Origin of the sequence: Modestobacter versicolor, assembly GCF_041028285.1 — a bacterium.
Taxonomy (GTDB): Bacteria; Actinomycetota; Actinomycetes; order Mycobacteriales; family Geodermatophilaceae; genus Modestobacter; species Modestobacter versicolor_A.
On the sequence record NZ_JABGDB010000002.1, the window covers coordinates 885,562 to 909,055 of the forward strand.

General features: G+C 75.2%; 21 protein-coding genes. 13 read left to right on the forward strand and 8 right to left on the reverse strand.

Features of this window, described 5'->3' with window-relative positions; genetic code table 11:
* The first annotated feature begins 55 nt into the window (after positions 1–55).
* The 4 genes from HL054_RS10625 to HL054_RS10640 all read left to right on the forward strand — a co-directional run bounded on the left by HL054_RS10625 (position 56) and on the right by HL054_RS10640 (position 5,497).
* Positions 56–1,399, forward strand: coding sequence for an RNA polymerase sigma factor (locus HL054_RS10625; protein WP_440347931.1), 1,344 nt, complete (start codon positions 56–58; stop codon positions 1,397–1,399).
* Positions 1,400–1,755: 356 nt separating this feature from the next.
* A complete protein-coding gene (locus HL054_RS10630) occupies positions 1,756–1,980 on the forward strand; it encodes a DUF7455 domain-containing protein (protein ID WP_369138947.1) in 225 nt (74 codons plus the stop codon).
* Between the two features lie 146 nt (positions 1,981–2,126).
* Positions 2,127–4,328 (forward strand): VanW family protein, encoded by a 2,202-nt coding sequence (locus HL054_RS10635; RefSeq protein WP_369138948.1) that lies wholly within the window; start codon positions 2,127–2,129, stop codon positions 4,326–4,328.
* A gap of 77 nt (positions 4,329–4,405) precedes the next feature.
* Positions 4,406–5,497: a YihY/virulence factor BrkB family protein gene (locus tag HL054_RS10640; RefSeq protein WP_369138949.1), complete on the forward strand. Its 1,092-nt coding sequence runs from the start codon at positions 4,406–4,408 to the stop codon at positions 5,495–5,497.
* Between the two features lie 71 nt (positions 5,498–5,568).
* Here HL054_RS10640 and HL054_RS10645 read toward each other — a convergent pair whose 3' ends face one another.
* Positions 5,569–5,796, reverse strand: a complete 228-nt coding sequence (locus HL054_RS10645; protein ID WP_369138950.1) for a DUF3039 domain-containing protein — start codon at positions 5,794–5,796, stop codon at positions 5,569–5,571.
* A gap of 69 nt (positions 5,797–5,865) precedes the next feature.
* On the opposite strand from HL054_RS10645, the gene HL054_RS10650 reads away from it, so the two are divergent.
* The gene (locus HL054_RS10650) at positions 5,866–6,798 is read left to right on the forward strand and encodes a pseudouridine-5'-phosphate glycosidase (protein ID WP_369138952.1); all 933 of its coding nucleotides are present in this window, start codon (positions 5,866–5,868) and stop codon (positions 6,796–6,798) included.
* 7 nt (positions 6,799–6,805) lie between these two features.
* On the forward strand, positions 6,806–7,711 hold the full coding sequence (locus HL054_RS10655; protein ID WP_369138953.1) for a carbohydrate kinase family protein: 906 nt from the start codon (positions 6,806–6,808) through the stop codon (positions 7,709–7,711).
* A gap of 3 nt (positions 7,712–7,714) precedes the next feature.
* Here HL054_RS10655 and HL054_RS10660 read toward each other — a convergent pair whose 3' ends face one another.
* Positions 7,715–8,059 carry a DUF3099 domain-containing protein gene (locus HL054_RS10660; RefSeq protein WP_369138954.1) on the reverse strand — a complete coding sequence of 115 codons (345 nt, stop codon included), beginning with the start codon at positions 8,057–8,059 and terminating at the stop codon, positions 7,715–7,717.
* A 199-nt stretch (positions 8,060–8,258) separates the two neighbouring features.
* A complete protein-coding gene (locus HL054_RS10665; protein WP_369138955.1) occupies positions 8,259–8,864 on the reverse strand; it encodes an HhH-GPD-type base excision DNA repair protein in 606 nt (201 codons plus the stop codon).
* Between the two features lie 69 nt (positions 8,865–8,933).
* On the opposite strand from HL054_RS10665, the gene dtd reads away from it, so the two are divergent.
* Together dtd and sigB are read left to right on the forward strand one after the other, a co-directional pair.
* Positions 8,934–9,398, forward strand: coding sequence for a D-aminoacyl-tRNA deacylase (gene dtd / locus HL054_RS10670; RefSeq protein WP_369138956.1), 465 nt, complete (start codon positions 8,934–8,936; stop codon positions 9,396–9,398).
* A 226-nt stretch (positions 9,399–9,624) separates the two neighbouring features.
* Positions 9,625–10,608 (forward strand): RNA polymerase sigma factor SigB, encoded by a 984-nt coding sequence (gene sigB, locus HL054_RS10675; RefSeq protein ID WP_369138957.1) that lies wholly within the window; start codon positions 9,625–9,627, stop codon positions 10,606–10,608.
* A 98-nt stretch (positions 10,609–10,706) separates the two neighbouring features.
* Here the strand turns inward: sigB and HL054_RS10680 are convergent, their stop codons facing one another.
* Complete coding sequence (locus HL054_RS10680) at positions 10,707–13,397, reverse strand: bifunctional acetate--CoA ligase family protein/GNAT family N-acetyltransferase (protein WP_369138958.1); 2,691 nt, start codon at positions 13,395–13,397, stop codon at positions 10,707–10,709.
* Between the two features lie 66 nt (positions 13,398–13,463).
* Positions 13,464–14,648: an acetoin utilization protein AcuC gene (locus HL054_RS10685; RefSeq protein ID WP_369138959.1), complete on the reverse strand. Its 1,185-nt coding sequence runs from the start codon at positions 14,646–14,648 to the stop codon at positions 13,464–13,466.
* A gap of 191 nt (positions 14,649–14,839) precedes the next feature.
* On the opposite strand from HL054_RS10685, the gene HL054_RS10690 reads away from it, so the two are divergent.
* Positions 14,840–15,559 (forward strand): metal-dependent transcriptional regulator, encoded by a 720-nt coding sequence (locus HL054_RS10690; protein ID WP_369138961.1) that lies wholly within the window; start codon positions 14,840–14,842, stop codon positions 15,557–15,559.
* Positions 15,560–15,721: 162 nt separating this feature from the next.
* Positions 15,722–17,803, forward strand: a complete 2,082-nt coding sequence (locus HL054_RS10695; RefSeq protein WP_369138962.1) for a S9 family peptidase — start codon at positions 15,722–15,724, stop codon at positions 17,801–17,803.
* A gap of 4 nt (positions 17,804–17,807) precedes the next feature.
* Here the strand turns inward: HL054_RS10695 and HL054_RS10700 are convergent, their stop codons facing one another.
* The 3 genes from HL054_RS10700 to HL054_RS10710 all read right to left on the reverse strand — a co-directional run bounded on the left by HL054_RS10700 (position 17,808) and on the right by HL054_RS10710 (position 20,169).
* Positions 17,808–18,896, reverse strand: a complete 1,089-nt coding sequence (locus HL054_RS10700) for a DUF4192 domain-containing protein (RefSeq protein ID WP_369138963.1) — start codon at positions 18,894–18,896, stop codon at positions 17,808–17,810.
* A 154-nt stretch (positions 18,897–19,050) separates the two neighbouring features.
* Complete coding sequence (locus tag HL054_RS10705; RefSeq protein ID WP_369138964.1) at positions 19,051–19,827, reverse strand: hypothetical protein; 777 nt, start codon at positions 19,825–19,827, stop codon at positions 19,051–19,053.
* A gap of 48 nt (positions 19,828–19,875) precedes the next feature.
* Positions 19,876–20,169, reverse strand: a complete 294-nt coding sequence (locus HL054_RS10710) for a Dabb family protein (RefSeq protein ID WP_369138965.1) — start codon at positions 20,167–20,169, stop codon at positions 19,876–19,878.
* A gap of 137 nt (positions 20,170–20,306) precedes the next feature.
* Here HL054_RS10710 and HL054_RS10715 point away from each other — a divergent pair, with 137 nt between their 5' ends.
* Genes HL054_RS10715 through HL054_RS10725 form a run of 3 tightly spaced genes read left to right on the forward strand, consistent with a single transcriptional unit; the run spans position 20,307 to position 23,438 of the window.
* Positions 20,307–21,581, forward strand: a complete 1,275-nt coding sequence (locus HL054_RS10715; RefSeq protein ID WP_369138967.1) for a glycosyltransferase family 4 protein — start codon at positions 20,307–20,309, stop codon at positions 21,579–21,581.
* Positions 21,575–22,336, forward strand: a complete 762-nt coding sequence (locus HL054_RS10720; RefSeq protein WP_369138968.1) for a class I SAM-dependent methyltransferase — start codon at positions 21,575–21,577, stop codon at positions 22,334–22,336. Before HL054_RS10715 ends, HL054_RS10720 begins: the two co-directional genes overlap by 7 nt.
* The gene (locus HL054_RS10725; RefSeq protein ID WP_369138969.1) at positions 22,329–23,438 is read left to right on the forward strand and encodes a prenyltransferase; all 1,110 of its coding nucleotides are present in this window, start codon (positions 22,329–22,331) and stop codon (positions 23,436–23,438) included. Before HL054_RS10720 ends, HL054_RS10725 begins: the two co-directional genes overlap by 8 nt.
* Positions 23,439–23,494: the final 56 nt, after the last annotated feature.

Genomic DNA, 23,494 nt, shown 5'->3' on the forward strand with positions numbered 1-23,494 from the left:
GTACGGGAAGGAACCCTGAGTGCCCGCCGACCAGCCAGGACCGGACGCAACCACGGTGAGCAGCCAGAGCCGCAGCAGGACGGTCGCCGCCGCCGGCGCCCCGTCACCGGCCACCGCCCCGGTGACCGCGGCAGCCAAGAAGGCCCCGGCGAAGAAGGCCGCGGCGGGTACCGCGGGTGCGGCCGCCAAGAAGGCCCCCGCGAAGAGGACCGCCGCCCGCAAGCCGACGATCGCCCCGTCCCCGGGCGCCGGTGAGGGCACCGTGCTCACCGCGGTCGCCTCCGACGGCGCGGCCCTCGCCGTCGTCGACGCCGGCCCCGAGGGCCTCAAGCTCGACGAGACCGTCGTCACCGGCAAGGACGGCGTCGCCGTCGCCGAGACCGACGACAAGGCCGAGGGCGAGGGCCCGGAGTTCGAGTGGGACGACGAGGAGGAGTCCGAGGCGCTGCGCCAGGCACGCAAGGACGCCGAGCTCACCGCGTCGGCCGACTCCGTCCGCGCCTACCTCAAGCAGATCGGCAAGGTCGCGCTGCTGACCGCCGAGGAGGAGGTCGACCTCGCCAAGCGCATCGAGGCCGGGCTCTACGGCGCCGAGCGGCTCCGCCAGGTCGAGGAGGAGGGCCAGAAGCTCTCCCCGCAGATGCGCCGCGACCTCAACTGGATCGTCCGCGACGGCGAGCGCGCCAAGAACCACCTGCTCGAGGCCAACCTCCGCCTCGTGGTCTCCCTCGCCAAGCGCTACACCGGCCGCGGCATGGCGTTCCTGGACCTGATCCAGGAGGGCAACCTCGGTCTGATCCGCGCCGTGGAGAAGTTCGACTACACCAAGGGCTACAAGTTCTCCACCTACGCCACCTGGTGGATCCGGCAGGCCATCACCCGCGCCATGGCCGACCAGGCCCGCACCATCCGCATCCCGGTGCACATGGTCGAGGTCATCAACAAGCTCGGCCGCATCCAGCGCGAGCTGCTCCAGGACCTGGGCCGCGAGCCCACCCCGGAGGAGCTGGCCAAGGAGATGGACATCACCCCGGACAAGGTGCTGGAGATCCAGCAGTACGCCCGGGAGCCGATCAGCCTCGACCAGACCATCGGTGACGAGGGAGACAGCCAGCTCGGTGACTTCATCGAGGACTCCGAGGCCGTCGTCGCGGTCGACGCGGTGAGCTTCACCCTCATGCAGGACCAGCTGACCAGCGTCCTGCAGACGCTGTCCGAGCGGGAGGCCGGCGTCGTCCGGCTCCGGTTCGGCCTCACCGACGGCCAGCCGCGCACGCTGGACGAGATCGGGCAGGTCTACGGGGTGACCCGGGAGCGGATCCGGCAGATCGAGTCCAAGACGATGTCCAAGCTGCGCCACCCCAGCCGCTCCCAGGTGCTGCGCGACTACCTGGACTAGAGGCGGATCCCACCGCACCGTCACCTGCGGCACCCCTCCCCCACCGGAGGGGTGCCGCGGTGTACGACGGCACGTGCCGGGTAGACGGCGTAGCGTGGGACAGGTCAGGACAGCAGCGGACCCACAACCGGCCCGGCCGGTGACCAGCACCACCAGCACGTGCACCATCCGGACCCAGTTCCGAAACCAGTGACGTCCCCTGCTGGACCGTTCCACCAGCCCCATCCGTGTCACGACCTCATCTCGATCGGTGAGTCGTTGCACATCCGGAGCCGGAACGGGAACACGAGGGGCCATCCTGGCGCTGTGCAGGAGGCCGATCCGCAGTCGCGGGTCCGTGCGGTAGAGAGCGAGTGATGAGCCAGATGACCCAGACGCTGACGACGACCCCGCCCACCGAAGAACTCGTCGTTCCCTTCCACTGCGACCGCTGCGGTGCTCTGGCCAAGGTGCGAGTTGTCCTTCCCAGTGGGAGTGACCTGGTCTTCTGCGGGCACCACGCCCGTGAGTACGAGAGCAAGCTCCGCGACATCGCCGTCGACATCATCGAGACCGACGGCGAGGCGCGCGTCTCCAGCTGAACGAGGCAACTATCGTCGCGCCAGCGATGAAGCCCTCACCCGACGAAGCCGCCGACCCCCTCGACCCGCACCGCGGGAACGGGGAGTCGGCGGCTTCGTCGTCCCCGGGACCGGAGTCCGGTCCCCGCCGAGCCGGAGAACGACCGATGCCGCAGGAGCCCACTCGCGACGACACCGTTCGCCTCGAGGCCGACGGCACGATCGGGCGCGGCGGCCCCGGCCAGCCCGCCGTGCCCGCCGCGGCGGAGCCGGCCGGATCGGCCCAGCCCGTCGCGGACCAGCCCGTCGCGGACCAGCCTTCCGACACGCGGCTCATCCCGCCGGTCGACGACGACCGGGACTCCGGCACCCAGGTCATCGACCGGGTGGAGGAGCCCGACGCGTCGGCCACCCAGGTGATCGCCCCGGTGCCGGCCGCCCCGCCGGTGCGCGACCTGCCTCCCACCCACGGCCCTGCCGGCGGGTCCGACGGCGGTGCCGACGGCGGTGCCGGCGAGCCGCCCGCCGCCGGCGACGGGACGCCGGCCGGCTGGCCGTGGTGGCGTCGCCGCGCGGTCCTGGTCCCGGCTGCCGCCGTCCTCGCCCTCGCCGCCGCCTACGGCGTCGACCTGGTCGCCGCCGGCGACGACGTCCCCCGGGGCACCGTCGTGGCCGGTGTGGAGCTCGGCGGCCTCTCCCCCGCAGCCGCCTCCGAGCGGCTGACCGGCGAGCTGGCACCGCGGATCGCCGCGGACCGGCCGCTGGCCGCCGCCGACGTGCAGGGTGTGCTGCACCCGGCATCGGCCGGCATCGCCCTCGACGTGCCGGCCACCGTCGACGCCGTCGACGACCAGCCGCTGGCCCCCTGGACCCGGCTCACCTCGCTGTTCGCCGACCGCCCGGTCGACCCGGTGCTGACCTCCGACCGGACGTCGCTGGACGCCCAGGTCGAGCAGCTGGCCTCGACGGTCGACCGGGCGCCGGTCGACGCGACGATCACCCTGGACGGGACCACGCCGTCGGTGGTCGACCCCGTCGAGGGGCGCACGCTGGACCGCGAGGGCGCCGCCGCAGCGATCACCACGGCGCTGGCGGCCGCCGGCGACCCGTCGTCCCCCGTCGAGCTGCCGGTCGACGTCACCCCGGCGCGGGTGGAGGCGGCCGAGGCCCAGCGCGTGCTCGACCAGACGGTCACCCCGGCCCTGGCCGCACCGGTCACCGTGGTCGGGGCCGACGGCGCGGACTCCGTCGAGGTGCCCGAGACCGCCATCGCCTCCTCGCTGACCTTCACCCCGCAGGACGACGGGACGCTGGCCGTCGCGGTCGACCCGGCGGCGCTGCAGACGGCGATGGGCGAGGACTTCGCGACCTTCGGCTCGCCGCCGCAGGACGCCCGGTTCGAGGTCGCCGGCGACGCGATCACCGTCGTCCCGTCGGTCGACGGCCAGGGGATCAACCCGACCGACCTGGCCACCCAGCTGCTGCCGGTGCTCACCGAGCCCGCGCCGCGCTCGGTGACCGCGACGCTCGGTGCGGTCCCGGCCGAGTTCACCACCGAGCAGGCGCAGGCGCTGGGCATCGTGGAGGAGGTCAGCTCCTTCACCACCAACTTCACCAACTCGGCCAGCGGCACCAACATCCGGGTGGTCGCCGCCGAGGTGGACGGCGCCCTGGTCCTGCCGGGCGAGACGTTCAGCCTCAACGGCTACACCGGCCCGCGCGGCACGGCGCAGGGCTACGTGCCGGCCGCGGTGATCAGTGGCGGGCAGCTGTCCCAGGCCGTCGGCGGCGGGATCAGCCAGTTCGCCACCACGATGTTCAACGCGGTGTTCTTCGCCGGCCTCGAGGACGTCTACCACAAGCCGCACAGCTTCTACATCAGCCGCTACCCCGCCGGCCGTGAGGCGACGGTGTACGAGGGCGCGATCGACCTGCAGTGGCGCAACGACACCGAGACCGGCATCTACGTGCAGGCCGAGTGGGTGCCCGGCGCGCTGACCGTCACGTTCTGGGGCACCCGGTACTACGACGTCGAGTCGGTGAGCAGCGAGCGCCGCAACCTGCGCCAGCCGGCTGTGCAGGAGAAGGTCGACGACGGCAGCTGCATCCCGCAGTCGGGGTCGACCGGTTTCGACATCACGGTGACCCGGGTGTTCAAGGACGTCGACTCCGGCGCCGAGCTGCGCCGGGAGAACTTCAACACCACCTACGCGGCGGAGGCGGTCATCCGCTGCCTCCCGCCGACCGACCCGGCCGCCGGGCAGCCGCCGGCCGCCGGGCCGGCCGCGCCGGCCACCCCCTCCGGACGGCGGCCCGGTCACCGGGCGGCGGAGGACGAGCGACCGCGGGCGCGCCGGCGCCGGTCCTGACGCGCCGACCTCCCTCCGGGTGGGTGGAGGCGGCCCGGCAGGGTCCCTCCACGGACGCCGCCGTGCACACTGTGGGCGTGGCCTCCGCCGTCCCCCGCAGCTCCGCGGCGCCCGCCGACGAGCTGACCGGTGACGCACCGGTGGTGCCGCCCGAGCCGGCTCCCCCCACCCGTGCCGTCCCGGCACCGGGGTCCGCGCCGCGGCCGGCGCCGACCGGGCGGTTGCGCCGGTGGCCGGCGCCGATCCGGGTGCCGTTGCAGGTGCTGGGCAGCAGCGTCGCCAAGGCGTGGTCCGACCGCATCCTCGGGCTGTCGGCCGAGGCCGCGTTCTGGCAGATCCTCTCGATCCCGCCGCTGCTGATCGGGCTGCTCGGCTCGCTGGGCTACCTGGGCGCCTGGATCGGCGACGACTCGGTGGCCGAGATCGAGGAGCGGCTGGTCAGCGCGTCGGCCGAGGCGCTGACCCCGGGCGTCGTGGAGAGCCTCGTGCAGCCCACCCTGGACGACATCCTGGGGTCGGGGCGGCTCGACGTGGTCAGCCTGGGCTTCCTGCTGTCGCTGTGGGCCGGCTCCTCGGCGACCGCGACGTTCATGAACACCTCGGTGATCGCCTACGGCCAGCGGGACGTCCGCGGCCCGATCGCGACCCGGCTGATGGCCCTGTGGCTGTTCATCGTCGGCCTGGTCGCCGCGGTCATCACCCTGCCCCTGCTGGTGCTGGGCCGCGAGACCCTCGTCGCGCTGATGCCCCCCGACTGGCAGGACACCGCGACGCTGCTGGTCAACGCCGTCTACTGGCCGCTGGTCGTGGTCGGCCTGGTGCTGTTCCTGACCAGCTTCTTCCACGTCATGCTGCCGCGGCGGATCCCCTGGCACCGGCACCTGCCGGGTGCGGTCTTCGCCGTGGTGTTCTTCGTGGTGGCGGCGGTGGTGCTGCGCGGCTACGTGGCCGACATCCTGACCACCGCGCTGCCCTACGGCGCGCTGGCCGCCCCGATCGCGGCGCTGCTGTTCTGCTTCCTGCTCGGCATGTCCCTGCTGCTGGGCGCCGAGCTGAACGCGACCATCGAGGCGCGCTGGCCCTCCCAGCGGCGGCGGCACGACGCCCGCCGTCAGCGTCGCCGTGCCGCCAAGATCGAGCTGGAGGCCCAGAAGCTCGGGCTCAGGTGACGATCTGGAACGGCCCCCGTGCAGGGCCCCCGGCCCGAGCGGAGCGAGGGTCGGGGGGCACGGGGGTCCTTCTACTTCTTGAGCTGGTTGTAGACCTCCTTGCAGGCCGGGCACACCGGGCTGCCGGGCTTGGGGGTCTTGGTGACCGGGAAGACCTCGCCGCAGAGCGCCTCGACCATGGTGCCCATGACGGCGCTCTCCGCGATCTTGTTCTTCTTGACGTAGTGGAAGACCTCGTTGGCGCTGCCGGTGTCGGCGTCGCGGACGTCGGGCCGCTCGAGGATGTCGCTGCTGCTCACGTCTTCTCCCTGGTTCGGGGGTGCGGGACCCGGGGCGGTCCGCTGCAGGCCGCCCACCATGATGTCAGGGTGCAGAACTCGCCTCCGCCGCTCGCCGTTCCCGTGCTCTCCGCCGAGGTCGCGGACGCCCTCGCCGCCGGCCGTCCCGTCGTCGCCCTGGAGAGCACGCTGCTCGCCCACGGCCTGCCCCGGCCGGACAACCGGGCCGCCGCCGACGAGGTGGAGGACGCCGTCCGCCGCGGGGGCTCGGTGCCGGCCACCATCGCCGTCCTCGACGGGGTGCCGCACGTCGGGCTGACCGCCGACGAGGTGGACCGGGTCTGCGAGGACCCGGAGCTGGCCAAGCTGGGCGTGCGGGACCTGCCGGTGGCCGCGGCGCTGGGCCGCAGCGGCGCCACCACGGTGTCCAGCACGGCGCTGCTGGCCGCGCGCGCCGGCATCGGCGTCTTCGCCACCGGCGGGCTCGGCGGGGTGCACCGGCACGCCAGCGACACCTTCGACGAGTCCGCCGACCTCACCGCGCTGGCCCGCACGTCGCTGGTCGTGGTCTGCGCCGGCGTCAAGTCGATCCTCGACGTCCCGGCGACCCTGGAGCGGCTGGAGTCGCTGTCGGTCACCGTCGTCGGGTATCGCACGCTGCGGTTCCCCGGCTTCTACGTCGCCGACTCCGGCTCCCCGGTCGACTGGTCGGTCGAGACGCCGGCCGAGGCGGCCCGGGTCTTCGCCGCCCGCCGCGAGCTGGCCCCGGGCGCGGTCGTGGTCGCCAACCCGCTGCCCGTCGACGAGCAGCTGGACGCCGACCTGCACGACCGGGTGATCGCCGACGCGCTCGCCGCGGCCGACGCGGCCGGCGCCCGGGGCAAGGACGTCACGCCGTTCATCCTCGGGCACCTGCACGAGGCCAGCGGCGGGGCGAGCCTGGCGGTCAACGTGCGCCTGGTGCTGCGCAACGCCGAGCTGGCCGGCCGGATCGCGGCCGAGCTCGCCGCGCTCCCCCGCTGAGCCGGGCGTGACCGCAGCCCAGCTCGCCGGGACGGCGGCGCGGGTCGTCGTCGTCGGCGACGTCTGCACCGACGTCGTCGCCCTGCTGGCCGGGGAGCCGTCGCCGGACTCGGACCGGCCGACCGCGATCGCCACCCGGGGCGGCGGTGCCGGCGCCAACGTCGCGGCGCACCTGGCCGCGCTCGGGACGCCGGTCGTGCTGGCCGGGTGCGTCGGGGACGACCTGCCCGGTCAGGCGCTGTGCCGCGACCTGGCCGACGGTGGCGTGGCGCTGGCGGTGCGGACGGTGCCGGGTGTCCCGACCGGCACGATCATCAGCCTGGTCGAGCCCGGCGGGGAGCGCAGCATGCTCGCCGACCGGGGCGCCAACCTCGCGCTGCGCCCGGACGACGTCCCGCTGCCGGCGCCGGGCGGGCACCTGCACCTGTCCGGGTACACGCTGCTGGACGACCGCCCGCGTGCGGCCGGGCTGGCGGCGCTGGCCGCCGCGCGGGCGGCCGGCTGCACGGTGTCGGTGGACCCGGCGTCCACCGGGCCGCTGCGGGGGTACGGGGTGGACCGGTGGCTGGCCGACACCGCGGCGGCGACGCTGGTGCTGCCCAACGCCGACGAGGCGCGGCTGCTCACCGGCTGCACGGACCCGGAGGCGGCGGCTCGGGCACTGGCCGGTCAGCACCCGGTGGTGGTGGTGACCCTCGGCGCCGACGGGGCGCTGTGGGCGGCCGGTGACCTGCTGGTGCACCGGCCGGCCCGGCCGACCACCGTGGTGGACACGACCGGCGCGGGGGACGCCTTCACCGCCGGCGTGCTGTCGGTGTGGACGGCCGCGCCGGGTGCGGCGGACCCCGCCGCGGCCCTCGAGGCGGGCGCGCTCCGGGCGGCCACCGTGGTGGGGCGGCCCGGGGCCCGCTGAGGGTCACATGTCGATGACGCGGGCCTTGCTGCTCCCCGACTCCAGGATCCGGTCCGGCGCCGGCGGCCGGTAGCGGTTGGCGTCGATCGTCCGCTTCGGCGGGCGGTCGTTGGCCATCACGACCGCGATCCACGGGAGCACCGTGCCGAGGACGGCGAAGACCGCCATCAGCCACAGCGAGTACTGCGCGGTGAGGGCGGCGACGACGAGGCTGGTGCCACGGATCGCCATGGTGATCGAGTACCGGCGCTTGCGGGCCGCGTGCTGGTCGGCCTGGCTGGGCTCGGCCTCGGTGATGAGCAGGGGCTCGCTGCGGTCGTGCCGGCTCGCGGACTGACTGGAGGCCACTGGTGCCCTTCCCTGGACTGGCCGGGGGAAGGGCGGCGGTGGTCGGTGCGTCAGTGGTTCGACCGGCCCCGGAGCCCCCGGCTCCTGCGCCCCATCGTGCCACTCGATCGTGCGCCATGCACCGGTTCGGGCAACTCCCGGTGTGACCTCCGGATCAGTCCGGCCGGGCTGCTCCTCGCCGTCCCGCCGCCCGGGTGGGTCAGGCCTGCTGGACGGCCTTGGCGTCTTTGGCGGCCTTCTTGGCGGCCTTCTTGGCGGCCTGCTTGGTCGCCCGGACCTCCGCCAGCGACTCCGGGCCGGTGATGTCGGCGACCGACCGCCGGGAGCCCTCCTGGCCGTAGTCGCCGGCGGCCTCCCGCCAGCCCGGTGGGGTGACGCCGTACTGCTTGCCCAGCAGGGCCAGGAAGATCTTCGCCTTCTGCGCGCCGAAGCCCGGCAGGTCACCGAGCCGGCGCAGCAGGGTGGCGCCGTCCGGGACGTCGGTCCAGAGCGCCTCCGCGCGGCCGTCGTGCCGCTCGACCAGCAGCCGGGCCAGCTCCTGGGCCCGGCCGGCCATGGATCCGGGGTACCGGTGCAGCGCCGGCGGGCCCTGGAAGTGCCGCTGCAGCACCTCCGGGTCGCACTCGGCCAGCGCGGCCGCCGACAGGGTGTCGACCCCCAGCCGGTCGGCGAGCAGCCGGGGCGCGGCGAAGGCCCGCTCCATCGGGAACTGCTGGTCCAGCAGCATCCCGATCAGCAGGGCCAGCGGGTCGCGGCCGAGGAGTTCGTCGGCCCGTTCGTCCTGGGCGATGCGGAGCTGCGGCACCCGGGCAGTCTGCCGCACCCGCTGCTGGGGTGGCGCCGCTGCCTGCGGGCGAGCGGGGATGATCGGCCGGTGCGTGCGGTGGTGACCCGGGTGAGCGAGGCGTCGGTGACGGTGGCCGGGGAGGTCGTCGGTGCGATCGGCCCGGGGCTGCTGGCCCTGGTGGGGGTCGGCCGGGACGACGACGCCGACCGGGCCCGGACCATGGCCCGCAAGGTGCACGAGCTGCGCGTCTTCCCCACCGACGACGGGGCCCGCTCGGTCGGCGACCTGGGCCTGGCCGTCCTGGTGGTCAGCCAGTTCACCCTCTACGCCGACACCCGCAAGGGCCGCCGGCCGTCCTGGGCCGACGCGGCGCCGGGCGAGCTGGCCGAGCCGCTGGTCGACGAGGTGGTCGCCGAGCTGCGCCGTCGCGGCACCGAGGTGGCCACCGGCCGGTTCGGCGCCCGGATGTCGGTGGCATCGGTGAACGAGGGGCCGATGACCCTGCAGCTGGAGGTTCCGGCTCGGGTCGGTCCGGGTACCACACCGCCGTAGTCCACCCGGCGAAGCACCCCGCCTGGACGTTGCCTGTGAGTTGCGCCGCCCCGGAACACCCTGCTGACGCGGTCCGTTGCACACGATGTACCACACCGGACAGAACGGCTGGAGAGCCCCCCGGACGATCCCGGGTCGACGCTCTGACCGCCTCCCCCCGGGGTGCACCGACCGCCCGACACGGCATCGGCGCATCCGGACCCCTAAGCAAGGACGAAGACTCATCGTGACCGTGCTGCAGTCCTCCCCCACCGACACCCTCGGAGTGCGCTCCCCGCGCCGCGCCCCCGACACCAGTGGTCTGGTGTCGACGGACCTGGTGCGCGTCTACCTGAACACCATCGGCAAGACCGCGCTGCTGACCGCCGAGCAGGAGGTCGAGCTCGCCAAGCGGATCGAGGCCGGGCTCTACGCGCAGCGGCTGCTCGTCGAGAAGCAGCTGACCCCTGCGCTCAAGCGCGACTACACGACCCTCGCCGCGGACGGCAAGGCCGCCAAGGCACACCTGCTCGAGGCCAACCTGCGCCTGGTCGTCTCGGTGGCCAAGCGCTACACCGGCCACGGCATGACGTTCCTGGACCTCATCCAGGAGGGCAACGTCGGCCTGATCCGGGCGGTCGAGAAGTTCGACTACACCAAGGGCTTCAAGTTCTCGACCTACGCGACGTGGTGGATCCGCCAGGCGATCACCCGTGCCATGGCCGACTCCGGTCGCACCATCCGGCTGCCCGTCCACCTGGCCGAGCAGGTCAACAAGGTGGTGCGCACCCGCCGCCGGATCCACCAGGAGCTGGAGCGCGAGCCCACCCCCGAGGAGCTCGGCCTCGAGCTGGACATGACGCCGGAGCGGATCACCGAGCTGCTCGAGTACTCCCGCGACCTGGTCTCCCTCGACCAGACCGTCGGCGCCGACGAGGAGTCCCGGCTCGGTGACTTCATCGAGGACGCCGACGCCGCGGTCGCCGAGGACGCCGTCGCCTTCCAGATGATGAAGGGCGACGTCCGCAACGTCCTGGAGACCCTCGAGGAGCGCGAGCGCGACGTGGTGATCATGCGCTTCGGCCTCGACGGCGAGCAGCCGCGCACGCTGGAGCAGATCGGCAAGCGCTTCGGACTGTCCCGCGAGCGGGTCCGCCAGATCGAGCGCGAGACGATGAACAAGCTCCGCGACCCCCAGCGCGCCGACGCGCTGCGGGACTACCTGGGCTGACGAAGGACCCCGTCCTCCTCACCCCTCGCACGCTCGGGGCGAGCCTCTGGACGGGGCCGTGACGGGAGCCCGCTGCCCTCCGGGGTGGCGGGCTCCCGTCACGTCCCGGGGCGGAACATCCGGCGCGGGCCGGCGTCCAGCCGGGCGGTGGGCTGGCCGACCCGCACGGCGGCGCCGGCCACGACCAGCGACCGGCCGCCGTGCCAGGCGTCCGCCGGGCCGACGATCACCGGCTCGAGGGAGAGGCTGAGCACCTCGGGCAGGTCGTCGCCGAGCCGGGCCACCCGCAGCAGCAGGTCCTCCAGCGCGTCGGTGTCGACCGGGGCGCTGCCGCGGTAGCCGTTCAGCATCGGCCAGGCCCGCGGCTCGCGCACCAGCTCGTGCGCGTCGAGGTCGGTGAGCGGCAGGGTGCGGTACGCCCGGTCCCCGAGCAGGTCGGTCGCCACCCCGCCCACGCCGAAGCTCACCAGCGCGCCGAAGGACGGGTCGTCCACGATCTCCACCACCGTCGCCACCCCGGGCGCGGCCTGCTCCTGCACGATCACCGGGTCGCCGGCCGGGATCGCCGCGTAGGCGGTCCGCACGTCGTCGGCGTCGGCCAGGTCGAAGCGCATGCCGCCCAGGTCGCGGCGGTCCCGCAGCCAGGGGGCGGTGGACTTCAGCACCACCGGGTAGCCGATGCGCTCGGCGGCGGCCACGGCGGCGTCGGGGTCCTCGACCCGCTGCGTGCCGAGCATCGGCACGCCGTAGGCGCCCAGCAGCGCGATCGTCTCCTCGTCGTCGAGCTCGCGTCCCTCCGGAGCGGCGGCCAGCACCCGCTCGACCAGGGCCCGGGCGGCGTCCTCGTCGACCCCGTCGAGCTCGGGGAGCACGCCCAGCGGGCGACGGCGCCAGCGGGCGTACTCGCTGACCTTGGCCAGCGCGATGACCGCGCGCTCGGGCGTCGAGAACGACGGCACCGAGCCGCGGCCGGGCATGCCGTCCTCGTCGCGGACGACCAGCTCGTCGGGGATGCCGTCGGTGGACAGGAAGTTGGCGACCAGCGGCTTTGTCGCCTCGCTGGACACCTCGCGCAGCACCCGGCCGAACGGCTGCTCGCCGCGCAGCAGCGGCGGCAGGAACACCGCGACCACGGCGTCCACGCCCTCGTCGGCCAGCGCCGTCTCCAGCGCGGACCGGAAGTCCTCCGGCCCGGCCTGGGTGCCGATGTCCACCGGGCGGTCGTGGGCCAGCTGCAGCCCCTGCTCCAGGACGGCGTCGGCGACCAGCACCCCCATCGCCGTGGAGTTGCCGACGATCGCCACCCGGTCGCCCTCGGGCAGCGGCTGGTGGGCGAGGAGGGTGCCGACGTCGAACAGCTGGACGAGGGTCTCCACCCGGATCACCCCGGCCGAGGCGAACAGCGCGGCGACCGACTGCTCGGGCACGGTGACGCTGGTACCGGCCAGGCCCGCGGTCATGCCGACGTGCCGGCCGCTCTTGACCGCGACGACCGGCTTGGTGCGGCCGATGCCCCGGGCGAGCCGGGCGAACTTGCGGGGGTTGCCGAAGCTCTCCAGGTGCAGCAGCACCACCTCGGTGCCGGGGTCGCTGGCCCAGTACTGGAGCAGGTCGTTGCCGCTCACGTCGGCCCGGTTGCCCGCCGACACGAAGCTGGACAGCCCGATGCCGCGGCCGCGGGCCCGTTCGAGCAGGGCGACCCCGAGCGCGCCGGACTGGGCGAAGAAGCCCACCCTGCCGCGGCCGGGCACGTCGGGGGCGAGGCTGGCGTTGAGCCGCACCGCGGGGTCGGTGTTGACGATGCCCAGGCAGTTCGGGCCGACCACCCGCATGCCGGACGCCCGCGCGGAGGCCACCAGCGCCCGCTCGGCCGCGCGGCCCTCGGGGCCGGTCTCGCCGAACCCGCCGGAGATGACGACGAGCCCGCGGACGTTCTTGCGCCGGCAGGCCTCGACCACCCCGGGGACCTCGTCGGCGGGGACGGCGATGACGGCGAGGTCGACGTCGTCGGGGATCGACTCGATGTCGGCGTAGGCCGGCACCCCTCGGACGTGCCGCACCGCCGGGTTGACCGGGTAGATCGGCCCGGCGAAGCCGTACTCGAGGAGGTTGTGCAGCACGGCGTGGCCGACCTTGGCCGGGTCGTTGCTGGCGCCGACGACCGCGACGGAGCCGGGGTTGAGCAGCCGGCCGATGGAGCGGGACTCGCTGCGCTGCTCGCGCTCGTGGGCGACCGCCAGGGACTGCTCGGTGGGCGCGATCGGGAAGGTCAGGTGCACCACGCCGTCGGCGTAGGAGCGCTCGGCGGAGTACCCGGCGTCGATGAAGACCCGCACCATCTGGCTGTTCTGGCTGAGCACCTCGGCGACGAACCGGGTGATGCCCCGTTCCTGCGCGGCGGCGGACAGGTGCTCCAGCAGCACCGACCCCAGGCCGCGGCGCTGGTGGGCGTCCTCGATGAGGAAGGCCACCTCGGCGTCGTCGGTGCCGGGATAGCGGTCGTAGCGGCCCACGCCGATCAGCCGGTCACCCAGCAGCACCACGAAGGCGACCCGGCTGTCGTGGTCGACGTGGGTGAAGCGGTGCAGGTCCTTGTCCGACAGCCGCCGCATCGGCCCGAAGAACCGGTAGTAGCGGGTCTGGTCGGAACTGCGCTCCATCAGCCCGACGATCCCGTCGGCGTCCTCCGGCGTGATCGGCCGCAGGTGCACCGTCCCGCCGTCCGCCGCGACGACGTCGGCCTCCCAGTGCGGCGGCGCAGTGGGGGTCACGGCTGCGTCCTCGGTCATGGGACCTCCCGGCCACCTCGTAGGGACCCGCCACGAGCGTGCGAGTGGTGGGGGGCGAGGTGGTCCTTAATCACGGGGGTCGTCCGGGTCCAGGCCGAACAGGGGGAACGAGGCGGTGCGCGTCCGCATGATCGCGCGGTCCACCCGGTTCTCGGTGAACGGGTCCCAGCGGTGGAAGCCGACGTAACCGCCCTCGGTCATGGTCGCCGGCGGTGGCGTGCGCAGGCCCCGGTGGCGGACGTCGTCCTGCCAGCTCGCCGGGATCTCGGTGCCCGGGGCGAGCCGGTCGCCGCTGGCCTCGGCGATCAGGTGCGTCCAGGCCCGCGGGACGCAGCGGACCACGCCGTAGCCGCCGCCGCCCAGGGCGACCCAGCGTCCCTCGCAGACCTCGTGCGCCAGGTCGTGCACCGCCCGGTAGGAGGCCCGCTGCCCGTCGACGGTGAGCGCGAGGTCGGCGAGCGGGTCCTCGTGGTGGGCGTCGCACCCGCACTGGGTGACCAGGATCTGCGGCCGGAACGCGCGGACGACGCTCGGCACGACGGCGTGGAAGGCCCGCAGCCACCCGGAGTCGTCGGTGCCGTTGGGCAGGGCGAGGTTGACCGCGCTGCCCAGCGCCTTGCCCGGGTCGCCGGTCTCCTCCGGGAAGCCGGTGCCCGGGAACAGGGTGAGCGGGGTCTGGTGGACGCTGACGGTGAGCACCCGCGGGTCGTCGTAGAAGGCGGCCTGCACGCCGTCCCCGTGGTGCACGTCCAGGTCGACGTAGGCGATCCGCTCCCAGCCCTGCCCGAGCAGCCAGGCGATGGCCACCGCCGCGTCGTTGAACACGCAGAACCCGGAGGCGGCGTCGCGCATCGCGTGGTGCAGGCCGCCGGAGATGTTGACCGCGTGCTGCGCCCGACCGCTGGACACCTGCTCGGCGGCGAGCACGCTGCCCCCGGTGATCAGCGCGGCGGCGTCGTACATGCCGGGGAAGACCGGGTTGTCCGTCGTGCCGAGACCGTGCCCGACCCCGTGCGGGTCCTCCGGTGCCCGGCGGACCGCGTCCAGGTAGGCCGCGCTGTGCACCAGCTCGAGCAGGTCGGTCCCGGCCGGGGTGGGGGCGAGCACCTGCATCCGGGGCCCGTCCAGCACGCCGAGGGACTCCGCGAGCCGGACGGTCAGGTCCAGCCGCACCGGGTGCATCGGGTGCTCCCCGCCCATGGTGTAGCCCAGCAGCCGGTCGTCCCAGACCACCGTGACCGCGTCGCTCACCGGGACCCCCTCCCGGCGACGGGGCAGGCGGGTGGTGCTGCGGTGCTCGTCGTCGAGCGGGCCGGCTCCGTCACCGCGCCGACGCTACCGGTGGGAGCGGGTCCCCGCGCCGGTGGAACGCGTCGTCCCGGATCTCCCCGTGGGGTGGCGCCCGCCTCGTAGGATCGGGCACACCTGACGGAGGAGTGGACGTGAACGACCTCATCGACACCACGGAGATGTACCTCCGGACGATCTTCGAGCTCGAGGAGGAGGGCATCGTCCCTCTCCGGGCCCGGATCGCCGAGCGCCTGCACCAGAGCGGCCCGACCGTGAGCCAGACCGTCGCCCGGATGGAGCGCGACGGCCTGCTCACCGTGCAGGGCGACCGGCACCTGCAGCTGTCCGACGAGGGCCGCGAGCTGGCCACCGCGGTCATGCGCAAGCACCGGCTGGCCGAGTGCCTGCTCGTCGACGTGATCGGGCTGGACTACGCCGACGTCCACGAGGAGGCCTGCCGCTGGGAGCACGTGATGAGCGAGGCGGTGGAGCGCAAGCTGCTGAGCCTGCTCAACAACCCCACGGTCTCCCCCTTCGGCAACCCGATCCCCGGCCTGGACGCCCTGGGCGGGGACACCTCGGCGGTGCTCGACGCGCTCACGCTGCTGTCCACGACGGCCACCGCGGAAGGCCGCCAGGTCGTGGTCCGGCGGATCAGCGAGCAGCTGCAGGAGGACGCGCCGCTGCTGCGCTCGCTCGCCGACCAGGGCGTCCGGCCGGGCTCGACGGTGACCGCGACGCTGTCCAACGGGACGGTGCTGGTCGACGGCGTGGCCCTGCAGCCGGGCGTGGCCCAGCACGTGTTCGTCAGCGCCGTCGACGAGGACCTCAGCCCGGTCGAGGCCGCCGAGGCCACCGCCGCCGTCGGCTGACCTCCGCCCCGCCCGTCCGACGTGCCGAGAGCCGCGGTCCCACCCGGGACCGCGGCTCTCGCCGTCCCGGGCGCGGGGCACCGCCGGCTCGTTCGCCGGGCTCACGACCTGGCTCACTAGGCTCGGCGGGGACCCGTCCGGACCCGCAGAGAGAAGGCCCCGGTGAGCGACCCCGCAGCTGGCGACCCGACCGCCGACACTCCCCCGCCCAGCCCCTTCCACCGGCTCGCGGACTTCGTCGCCCTCCCCCGGCTGGGCGGTCTCGCGCTCTCCCCTGACGGGACCCGGCTGGTCACCACCGTCGCCACCCTGGACGCCGCGGGCACGAAGTGGCAGTCGGCGCTGTGGGAGGTCGACCCGGCCGGGCAGCGCGAAGCCCGCCGGCTCACCCGGGGGCCGGCCGGCGAGTCGGCCCCGGTGTTCACGCCGGCCGGCGACCTGCTGTTCACCTCGGCCCGGCCGGACCCGGCCGCGGGCAAGGACGCCGGCGAGCCCACCGCCGCGCTGTGGAGCCTGCCGGCCGACGGCGGTGAGGCGCGGTTGGTGCTGCAGCGGCCGCACGGCATCGGCGGGGTGACGGTCGCCGCCGACACCGGGGACGTCGCGGTGGTCGCCTCCACCCTGCCCGGCGCTGCCGACGCCGACGCGGACAAGGAGCGCCGGGCCGCGCGCAAGGACGCCGGGGTCACCGCGGTGCTGCACGAGAGCTACCCGGTGCGCTACTGGGACCACGATCTCGGCCCGGCCGTCCCGCACGTCTTCTGGGTCGGCCGGCTGCCGGCCGAGCCCGCCGCCGGAGCACCCGCCGCGGTGCCGGGGTGGCGGGACCTCACCCCGGACGCCGGACCGCCGACGGGCTCCGGCGACGACGTCGCGCTCTCCCCCGACGGCCGGTGGCTGGTGCGCAGCGAGGAGGTGCCCGACGGTCCGGCCGGCCGCCGGTCGCGGCTGGTCGTGGTCGAGGTGGCCTCCGGGGACACCCGGGTGCTCGTGGACGACCCGCTGGCCGACGTCCACGGCGCCGCCTTCTCCCCCGACTCCGGCCGGGTGGTCTGCACCCGGGAGTCCCAGTCGACCTTCGCCGAGCCGCCGGACTACACGCTCCTGCTGGTCGACGTGGCCACTGCGCAGAGCCGCGACCTGACCGCCGGCTTCGACCGCTGGCCCAGCGCGCCGCAGTTCTCCGCCGACGGCACGGGCGTCTACTTCCTCGCCGACGACGACGGCCGGCACGCGCTGTTCCTGGTCGACTGCGACGGCGGGGCGCCGGTGCGGCTGACCGACCAGGGCGCCTACAGCGGCCTGCAGGTCGCCCGGGACGGCAGCGCGCTGTACGCCCTGCGGTCGGGCTACGACACCCCGCCGGTGCCGGTGCGGCTCGACCCCCACGCCCCCGGGCAGGACCCGGCGCCGCTGCCGAACCCCGGCACGATCGCCCACCTCCCGGGCACCCTGCGCGAGCTGGACGCCACCGCCTCCGACGGCACCCGGGTGCAGTCCTGGCTGGTGCTGCCCGAGGGCGCGAGCGCCGAGCGGCCCGCCCCGCTGCTGCTGTGGGTCCACGGCGGCCCGCTGATGAGCTGGAACGCCTGGTCCTGGCGCTGGACACCGTGGGTGCTCGCCGCCCGGGGGTACGCGGTGCTGCTCCCCAACCCCGCCCTGTCGCAGGGGTTCGGGCAGGACTTCGTCCGCCGCGGCTGGGGCGACTGGGGTGCTGAGCCCTACACCGACCTGATGGCCGCCGTGGACGCCGCCGAACAGCTGCCTGAGGTCGACCAGACCCGGACGGCCGCCATGGGCGGCTCGTTCGGCGGCTACATGGCCAACTGGATCGCCACCCAGACCGACCGGTTCTCCGCGATCGTCACCCACGCCAGCCTCTGGCACCTGGACGGGTTCAGCGGCACCACCGACGCGGCCTGGTACTGGCAGCGAGAGTTCGGCGACCCGCTGACCGAGCCCCGGCGCTACGACCAGAACTCGCCGCACCGCTACGCCGACGCGATCCGGACGCCGATGCTGGTGGTGCACGGCGACAAGGACTACCGCGTGCCGATCGGCGAGGGCCTGCGGCTCTGGTACGACCTGCAGAAGCGCGGCGTGCCCTCGAAGTTCCTCTACTTCCCCGACGAGAACCACTGGGTGCTCACCCCCGGCAACGCGCAGGTCTGGTACGAGACGGTGCTGGCCTTCCTGGCCGAGCACGTCCTCGGCGAGGGCTGGCAGCGCCCCGAGCTCCTCTGAGCGGTCACCGTCGGGCGTCCCGCGGAACACCCGCCTCGCGGATCAGCCGGCGGATCCGGGCCGGGGGCACGCACGCGTCGAGCGCCGACCGGAGCAGCACGGCGAAGGTGTAGCCGGGTTCGCTGTCCAGCGCCCGGGCCAGCGCCACGTTGGCCAGCGCGCCGTCGCCCCGCACCCAGGCGGTGACCGCGAGCAGGGTGGCCGGCGCCGCGTCCAGCGGCGCCGGCGCCCGCCGGGTCAGGTCGACCCACACCGACTCGGCGGCGGCCGCGGAGTCGCCGAGGGCCAGCGCCAGCGCCCGGTCGCGCAGGTCGACGTCGCGCAGGCCCCAGGCGAGCCGGGCCACCTCCCGGTCGGACAGCCGCTGCCCGCCGCCGTCCCGGGCCGGGCCGGCGGCCTCGACCGCGGCGAGGACCGCGGCCCAGCCCTCCTCGGCCACCTCGTCCCAGCCCAGCTCGGCGGTGCGGCGGGCCAGGTCGTCGCCCACCTGGTCGCAGGCCTGCGCCATGCCGGCGGCGGCGAGGAACCCCACCGGGGCGATCCGCCGGACCAGCGCCGCGCGGTCGTCCTCCACCACCTGACCGCCCAGCGCGGCCGCCGCGGCGAGCGGGCTGGTGCCACCGGGCAGTGGCGTGCCGACGTCCGGGGCGCAGCACCCCCGCGCGCAGTCGTAGGACCACCACCGGCCGCGCCGGACGAGCACCGCCTCCCGGACCGCGACCCCGGCGGCGTCGAAGGCGAGCACCGCGTCGTGCACGAGGGGCCGGTGCGGCAGCTCGGCCACGGGGCCGGCCGACCCGGGTGCCGGTGGGACGGCGGCGTCGTCGTCGGACTCGCTCACCACGAGCAGGAGGACGGCGGCGGGACCGTCCGTGAGCAGCGACCGGACCAGTTCGCGCAGCACCGGGCCGCGGTGCTCGGCCGCGGGCAGGTCGACGCGCGCGGTCAGCCCGACCCGCAGCCCGGTCGCCCCGCGGAGGGCAACCACCACCAGGGACTCCCTGGGGCGGAAGCCGATCAGCTGGGGCAGCGCCGCGGCGACGTCCCCTCGACCGGAGAGGTGGACGGTGGGCGGCTGGTCGGCATCGGGCATGCACCGACCGTGCTGCCGCGACCGGGCCCGGGAAAGGGCTCACCGGGAGTTGTGGACGGAGCCGCCGGCTGTGGACGACGGGCGGCGGACCGGTCGCCGGGCGGTGCAGGGTCGGGGCATGTGCACCCCGTCCCCGCGCCGGCCGCCCGGCCGCTCAGTCGAGCTCGTCGGCCTGGTGGTCGAAGGCCTGCTGCAGCAGGTCGCCGAAGGTGCCCGGGTCGACCGCGCCGGTCGGGTCGGTCGCGGTGAGGCTCACCAGCCGGTCGCCGTCCGCGGCCATGGCCAGCAGCACCGGCACGGTCACCGGCTGGCCGCCCGGTCCGCTGGTCTCGATGGTCATGGTCAGCCCGGCGGAACCGTCGCCCAGGTCGGGCACCGCCAGCTCGGCGAAGGTGACCGTCGCGGTGCCGATGTCGGGCGAGCTGAGGGTGAGCTCCGAGCACTGGTCCAGCGTGCTGGTCAGCTGGTCGATCCCGGCGGTGAGGCCCGCGCCCGAGGCCAGGACCTCCACCGTGGCGCCGGAGCCGACCACCACCGTCTGCGCGCCGAACGCGTCCATGTCCTCCAGCCCGGGTTGGACGGTCTTGAGCGCCGGCGCGCAGCTCTCCGGGGTGATCGTCAGCCCCTCCGTGCCCAGGCCGCCGAGCTGGGCCTGGCCCTGGACCTGCTCGGCGGTGATCGGCGTGGCCTGGGCGCCGGTGCCGAACGCCGACGCGGGCAGCAGCCCGGCGGAGAGGTCGGCCACGTCGTCGAGGCCGCCGGTGCTCCCGGCCCCCGACGAGGACGCCGACGAGGACGCCGCGGAGCTCGACGGCGTGCTCGCCGACCCCTGCCCGTCCACCTCGGACCCGCACCCGGCCAGGGCGACGACCCCGAGCAGCCCGGCGGCGAGCAGTCCTGGCGAACGGCGGACCCGCGCGTCGATGATCATGACCGGACCCTAGTTCCGGCCGATGCGGTCCGGCCAGCGGAGGGGCGGTCAGACCTCGTACTGGACGGCCGAGCGGGCGGCCAGGTGCGGCTTCACGTACTCGGCGATGACCTCCAGGTGGCGCGCGTCCCCGGCGTAGGCCCGGAATGCCTCGACGTCGGGGAAGTCGGCCACCAGCGCCGTGTGCGCGTTGCCGTCCACCAGGCCGGCGTCGGGGCCGACGGCGAACGAGCTCATCCCGCCCACCTCGTCGGGCAACCGGCGCAGCGCGGCGAGCGTGGCGTCCCGGGTCGCCTGATCGGTGTCCTCGGTCCAGGTGAAGATCACGACGTGGCGCAGCATGCCCGCACCCTGCCAGGCGCGGCCGGGCGGCCGCGACCTCAGCCCCCGGCGGGACGGCGGCGCAGCCCGCGCCGCGGCCCGGCACCGCTCCCCGGAGGTCCCCGGGGCCGTCCGGTGCCGGTCGTTAGAGTCCGGGCATGGGACGGTCGTTGCGCGTCGCACTGCTGTCCTACCGGAGCAAGCCGCACGGCGGTGGCCAGGGCGTGTACGTCCGGGCGCTGTCCCGCGAGCTGCGCGACCTGGGGCACCGGGTCGAGGTGTTCAGCGGTCAGCCCTACCCCGAGCTGGACGACGGCGTGCCGCTGACCCGGGTCCCCAGCCTGGACCTCTACCGGGAGCCGGACCCGTTCCGCACACCGCGGCCGGGCGAGTTCCGCGGCCCGGTCGACGTGCTCGAGTGGGCCACGATGTGCACCGCCGGCTTCCCCGAGCCGCTCACCTTCAGCCTGCGGGCCGCCCGGCTGCTGGGCCGGCGCACCGCCGACTTCGACGTGGTGCACGACAACCAGTCCCTCGGCTACGGCCTGCTGCAACTGCGCCGCTGCGGCCTGCCGACCGTGGCGACGGTGCACCACCCGATCGCCATCGACCGCGACCTCGAGCTGGCCGCGGCGACGGGGCTGCGCCGCCGGCTGACGCTGCGCCGCTGGTACGCCTTCACCGCGATGCAGGGCCGGGTCGCCCGGCGCCTCGACGGCCTGACCACCGTCTCGGAGAGCTCGCGCCAGGACATCGAGCGGCACCTGGGCGTGCCCGCCGGCGGCGTGCAGGTCGTCCCGGTGGGCATCGACCCGGACGTCTTCCGGCCGCCCGGGGCCGACGTCGTGCGCGACCCGGCCGGCATCGTGGTCACCACCAGCGCCGACGTCCCGCTCAAGGGCCTGGTGCACCTGCTGGAGGCCCTGGCCAAGCTGCGCACCGAGCGCGACGTGCGGCTGACCGTGGTGGGCACCGCCCGCCCCGGCGGGCCGGCGGCCCTGGCGCTAGACCGGCTGGGGCTCGGCGACGCCGTCCGGTTCACCGGCCCCGTCCCCACCGACGAGCTCGTGCGGCTGCTGCAGACGGCCACGGTGGTGGCGGTGCCGTCGCTGTACGAGGGGTTCTCGCTGCCCGCCGTCGAGGCCATGGCCTGCGGCACCCCGCTGGTGACCACCGACGCCGGGGCGCTGCCCGAGGTCGTCGGCTCGCACGCCGGCGTGCAGGTGCCCGCCGGCGACGTCGGCCGGCTCGCCGAGGCGCTGCAGCTGGTGCTGGACCACCCCTCCCTGCAGGAGCAGCTCGGCCGGGCCGGCCGGGCCCGGGTGCTCGGCGCCTACACCTGGCGGCGGACCGCCGAGCGCAGCGCCGAGTGGTACGCCGACGTCCTCGACCGCACGCGCGGCAGGGCAACCCCCGGGAGCGCCCCGTGCTGACCGTCGACTACGACCTCCTCGACGTCCGGCCCGGCATGCGCGTGCTGGACCTGGGCTGCGGCGAGGGCCGGCACGCCTTCGAGGCCTACCGCCGCGGCGCCGCCGTCCTCGCCGTCGACTGGGGACAGCAGGAGGTCGCCACGACCGCCGAGTGGCTCGGCGCCATCGCCGCGGCCGGGGAGGCGCCGGCCGGCGCGTCGGCGGCGGTGGCCCGCGGCGACCTGCGCGCCCTGCCGGTGCCCGACGCCAGCGTCGACAGGGTCATCGCCTCGGAGGTCCTCGAGCACATCCCCGACGACCGGGCCGCCTTCGCCGAGATCGCCAGGGTGCTCCGGCCCGGCGGCCGGGTCGCGGTGACGGTGCCCCGCTACGGGCCGGAGCGGATCTGCTGGGCGCTGTCGGACGCCTACCACGCCAACGAGGGCGGGCACGTCCGCATCTACCGGGGCGACCAGCTCTGGGAGCGGCTGGCCGCGGCCGGCCTGCAGCCCACCGACACCCACCACGCGCACGCCCTCCACGCGCCCTACTGGTGGCTCAAGTGCGCCGTCGGCGTCGACCGGGACACCGCCCTGACCCGGGCCTACCACCGGCTGCTGGTCTGGGACCTGGTCCGGCGCCCGTGGGCGACCCGCACCGCCGAGCGGCTGCTCGACCCGCTGGTCGGCAAGAGCTTCGTCATCTACGCCGACAAGCCGGCCGTCGCCGGTGCCGGGCCCGCAGCCGACGCTCCCCAGGCCCTCGCGCGTGCCTGACCGCACCGTGCCACCCACCGCGCCGGACCTGGTGCTGCGCGACGTGCCGCTGCCCGTGGTGCCGGGGGTGCTCAGCGCCGACCAGCTGCGCGCGACGGTCACCGCGATCGCGGCGGAGCAGTCCGCCGACGGGGCGCTCCCCTGGTTCCGCGGCGGGCAGCTGGACGCCTGGGACTCCGTCGAGGCCGCGATGGCGCTGGACGTCGGCGGTGCCCACGACCGGGCCCGCGCCGCCTACGCCTGGCTGGCCGACCGGCAGCGCCCCGACGGCTCGTGGGCCGCGGAGTACCGGGACGGCGCGGTCACCGCCCCCGCCGTGGAGAGCAACCACGCCGGGTACCTGGCCGTCGGCGTCTGGCACTCCTGGCTCCGCACCGGCGACGCGCACCTCGTCGACCAGCTCTGGCCGGCGGTCCGCCGCGCGCTGGACCTGGTCACCGCGATGCAGCTGCCCACCGGCGCGGTCAGCTGGGCGCTGCGCCCGGACGGCACCCCCGACGGCACCGCGCTGCTCACCGGCAACGCCAGCCTGTACCAGGCGCTGCGCGCCGGGATCGCCCTCGCCGACCTGGTGGGCGAGCCGCAGCCCGACTGGGACCTCGCCGCCACCGACCTGGGCCGCGCACTGCGCGAGGACCCCGGCGCCTTCGCCGACCGCTCCCGCTGGTCGATGGACTGGTACTACCCGGTGCTGGCCGGCGCGGTCACCGGCGCTGCGGCGGACGACCGGCTGGCGGCCGGCTGGGACACCTTCGTCGTCCCCGGCCTCGGCGTGCGCTGCGTCGCCGACCGGCCCTGGGTCACCGGCGCGGAGACCTGCGAGCTGGCCCTGGCGCTGACCGCGGCCGGCCGGGTCGACGACGCCACCGAGCAGCTCGCGTCGATGCAGCACCTGCGCGCGGACGACGGCGCCTACTGGACCGGCCTGGTCTACGCCGACGACGCCCGCTGGCCGGTCGAGCGCACCACCTGGACGGCGGCGGCGGTGGTCCTGGCCGCCGACGCGATCGCCGGCACCGGCCCGGCCGCGGCGCTGTTCGCCGACCCCACCGCGCTGGACCGGCCGGCGGCCCCGGTGACCGGGCCTGGCGGCGGCAGGTGAACAGCTGGGGTGTGGCGCAGCCCCTGGGTTGACCGGGTGGCGGATCGGGCACGCTC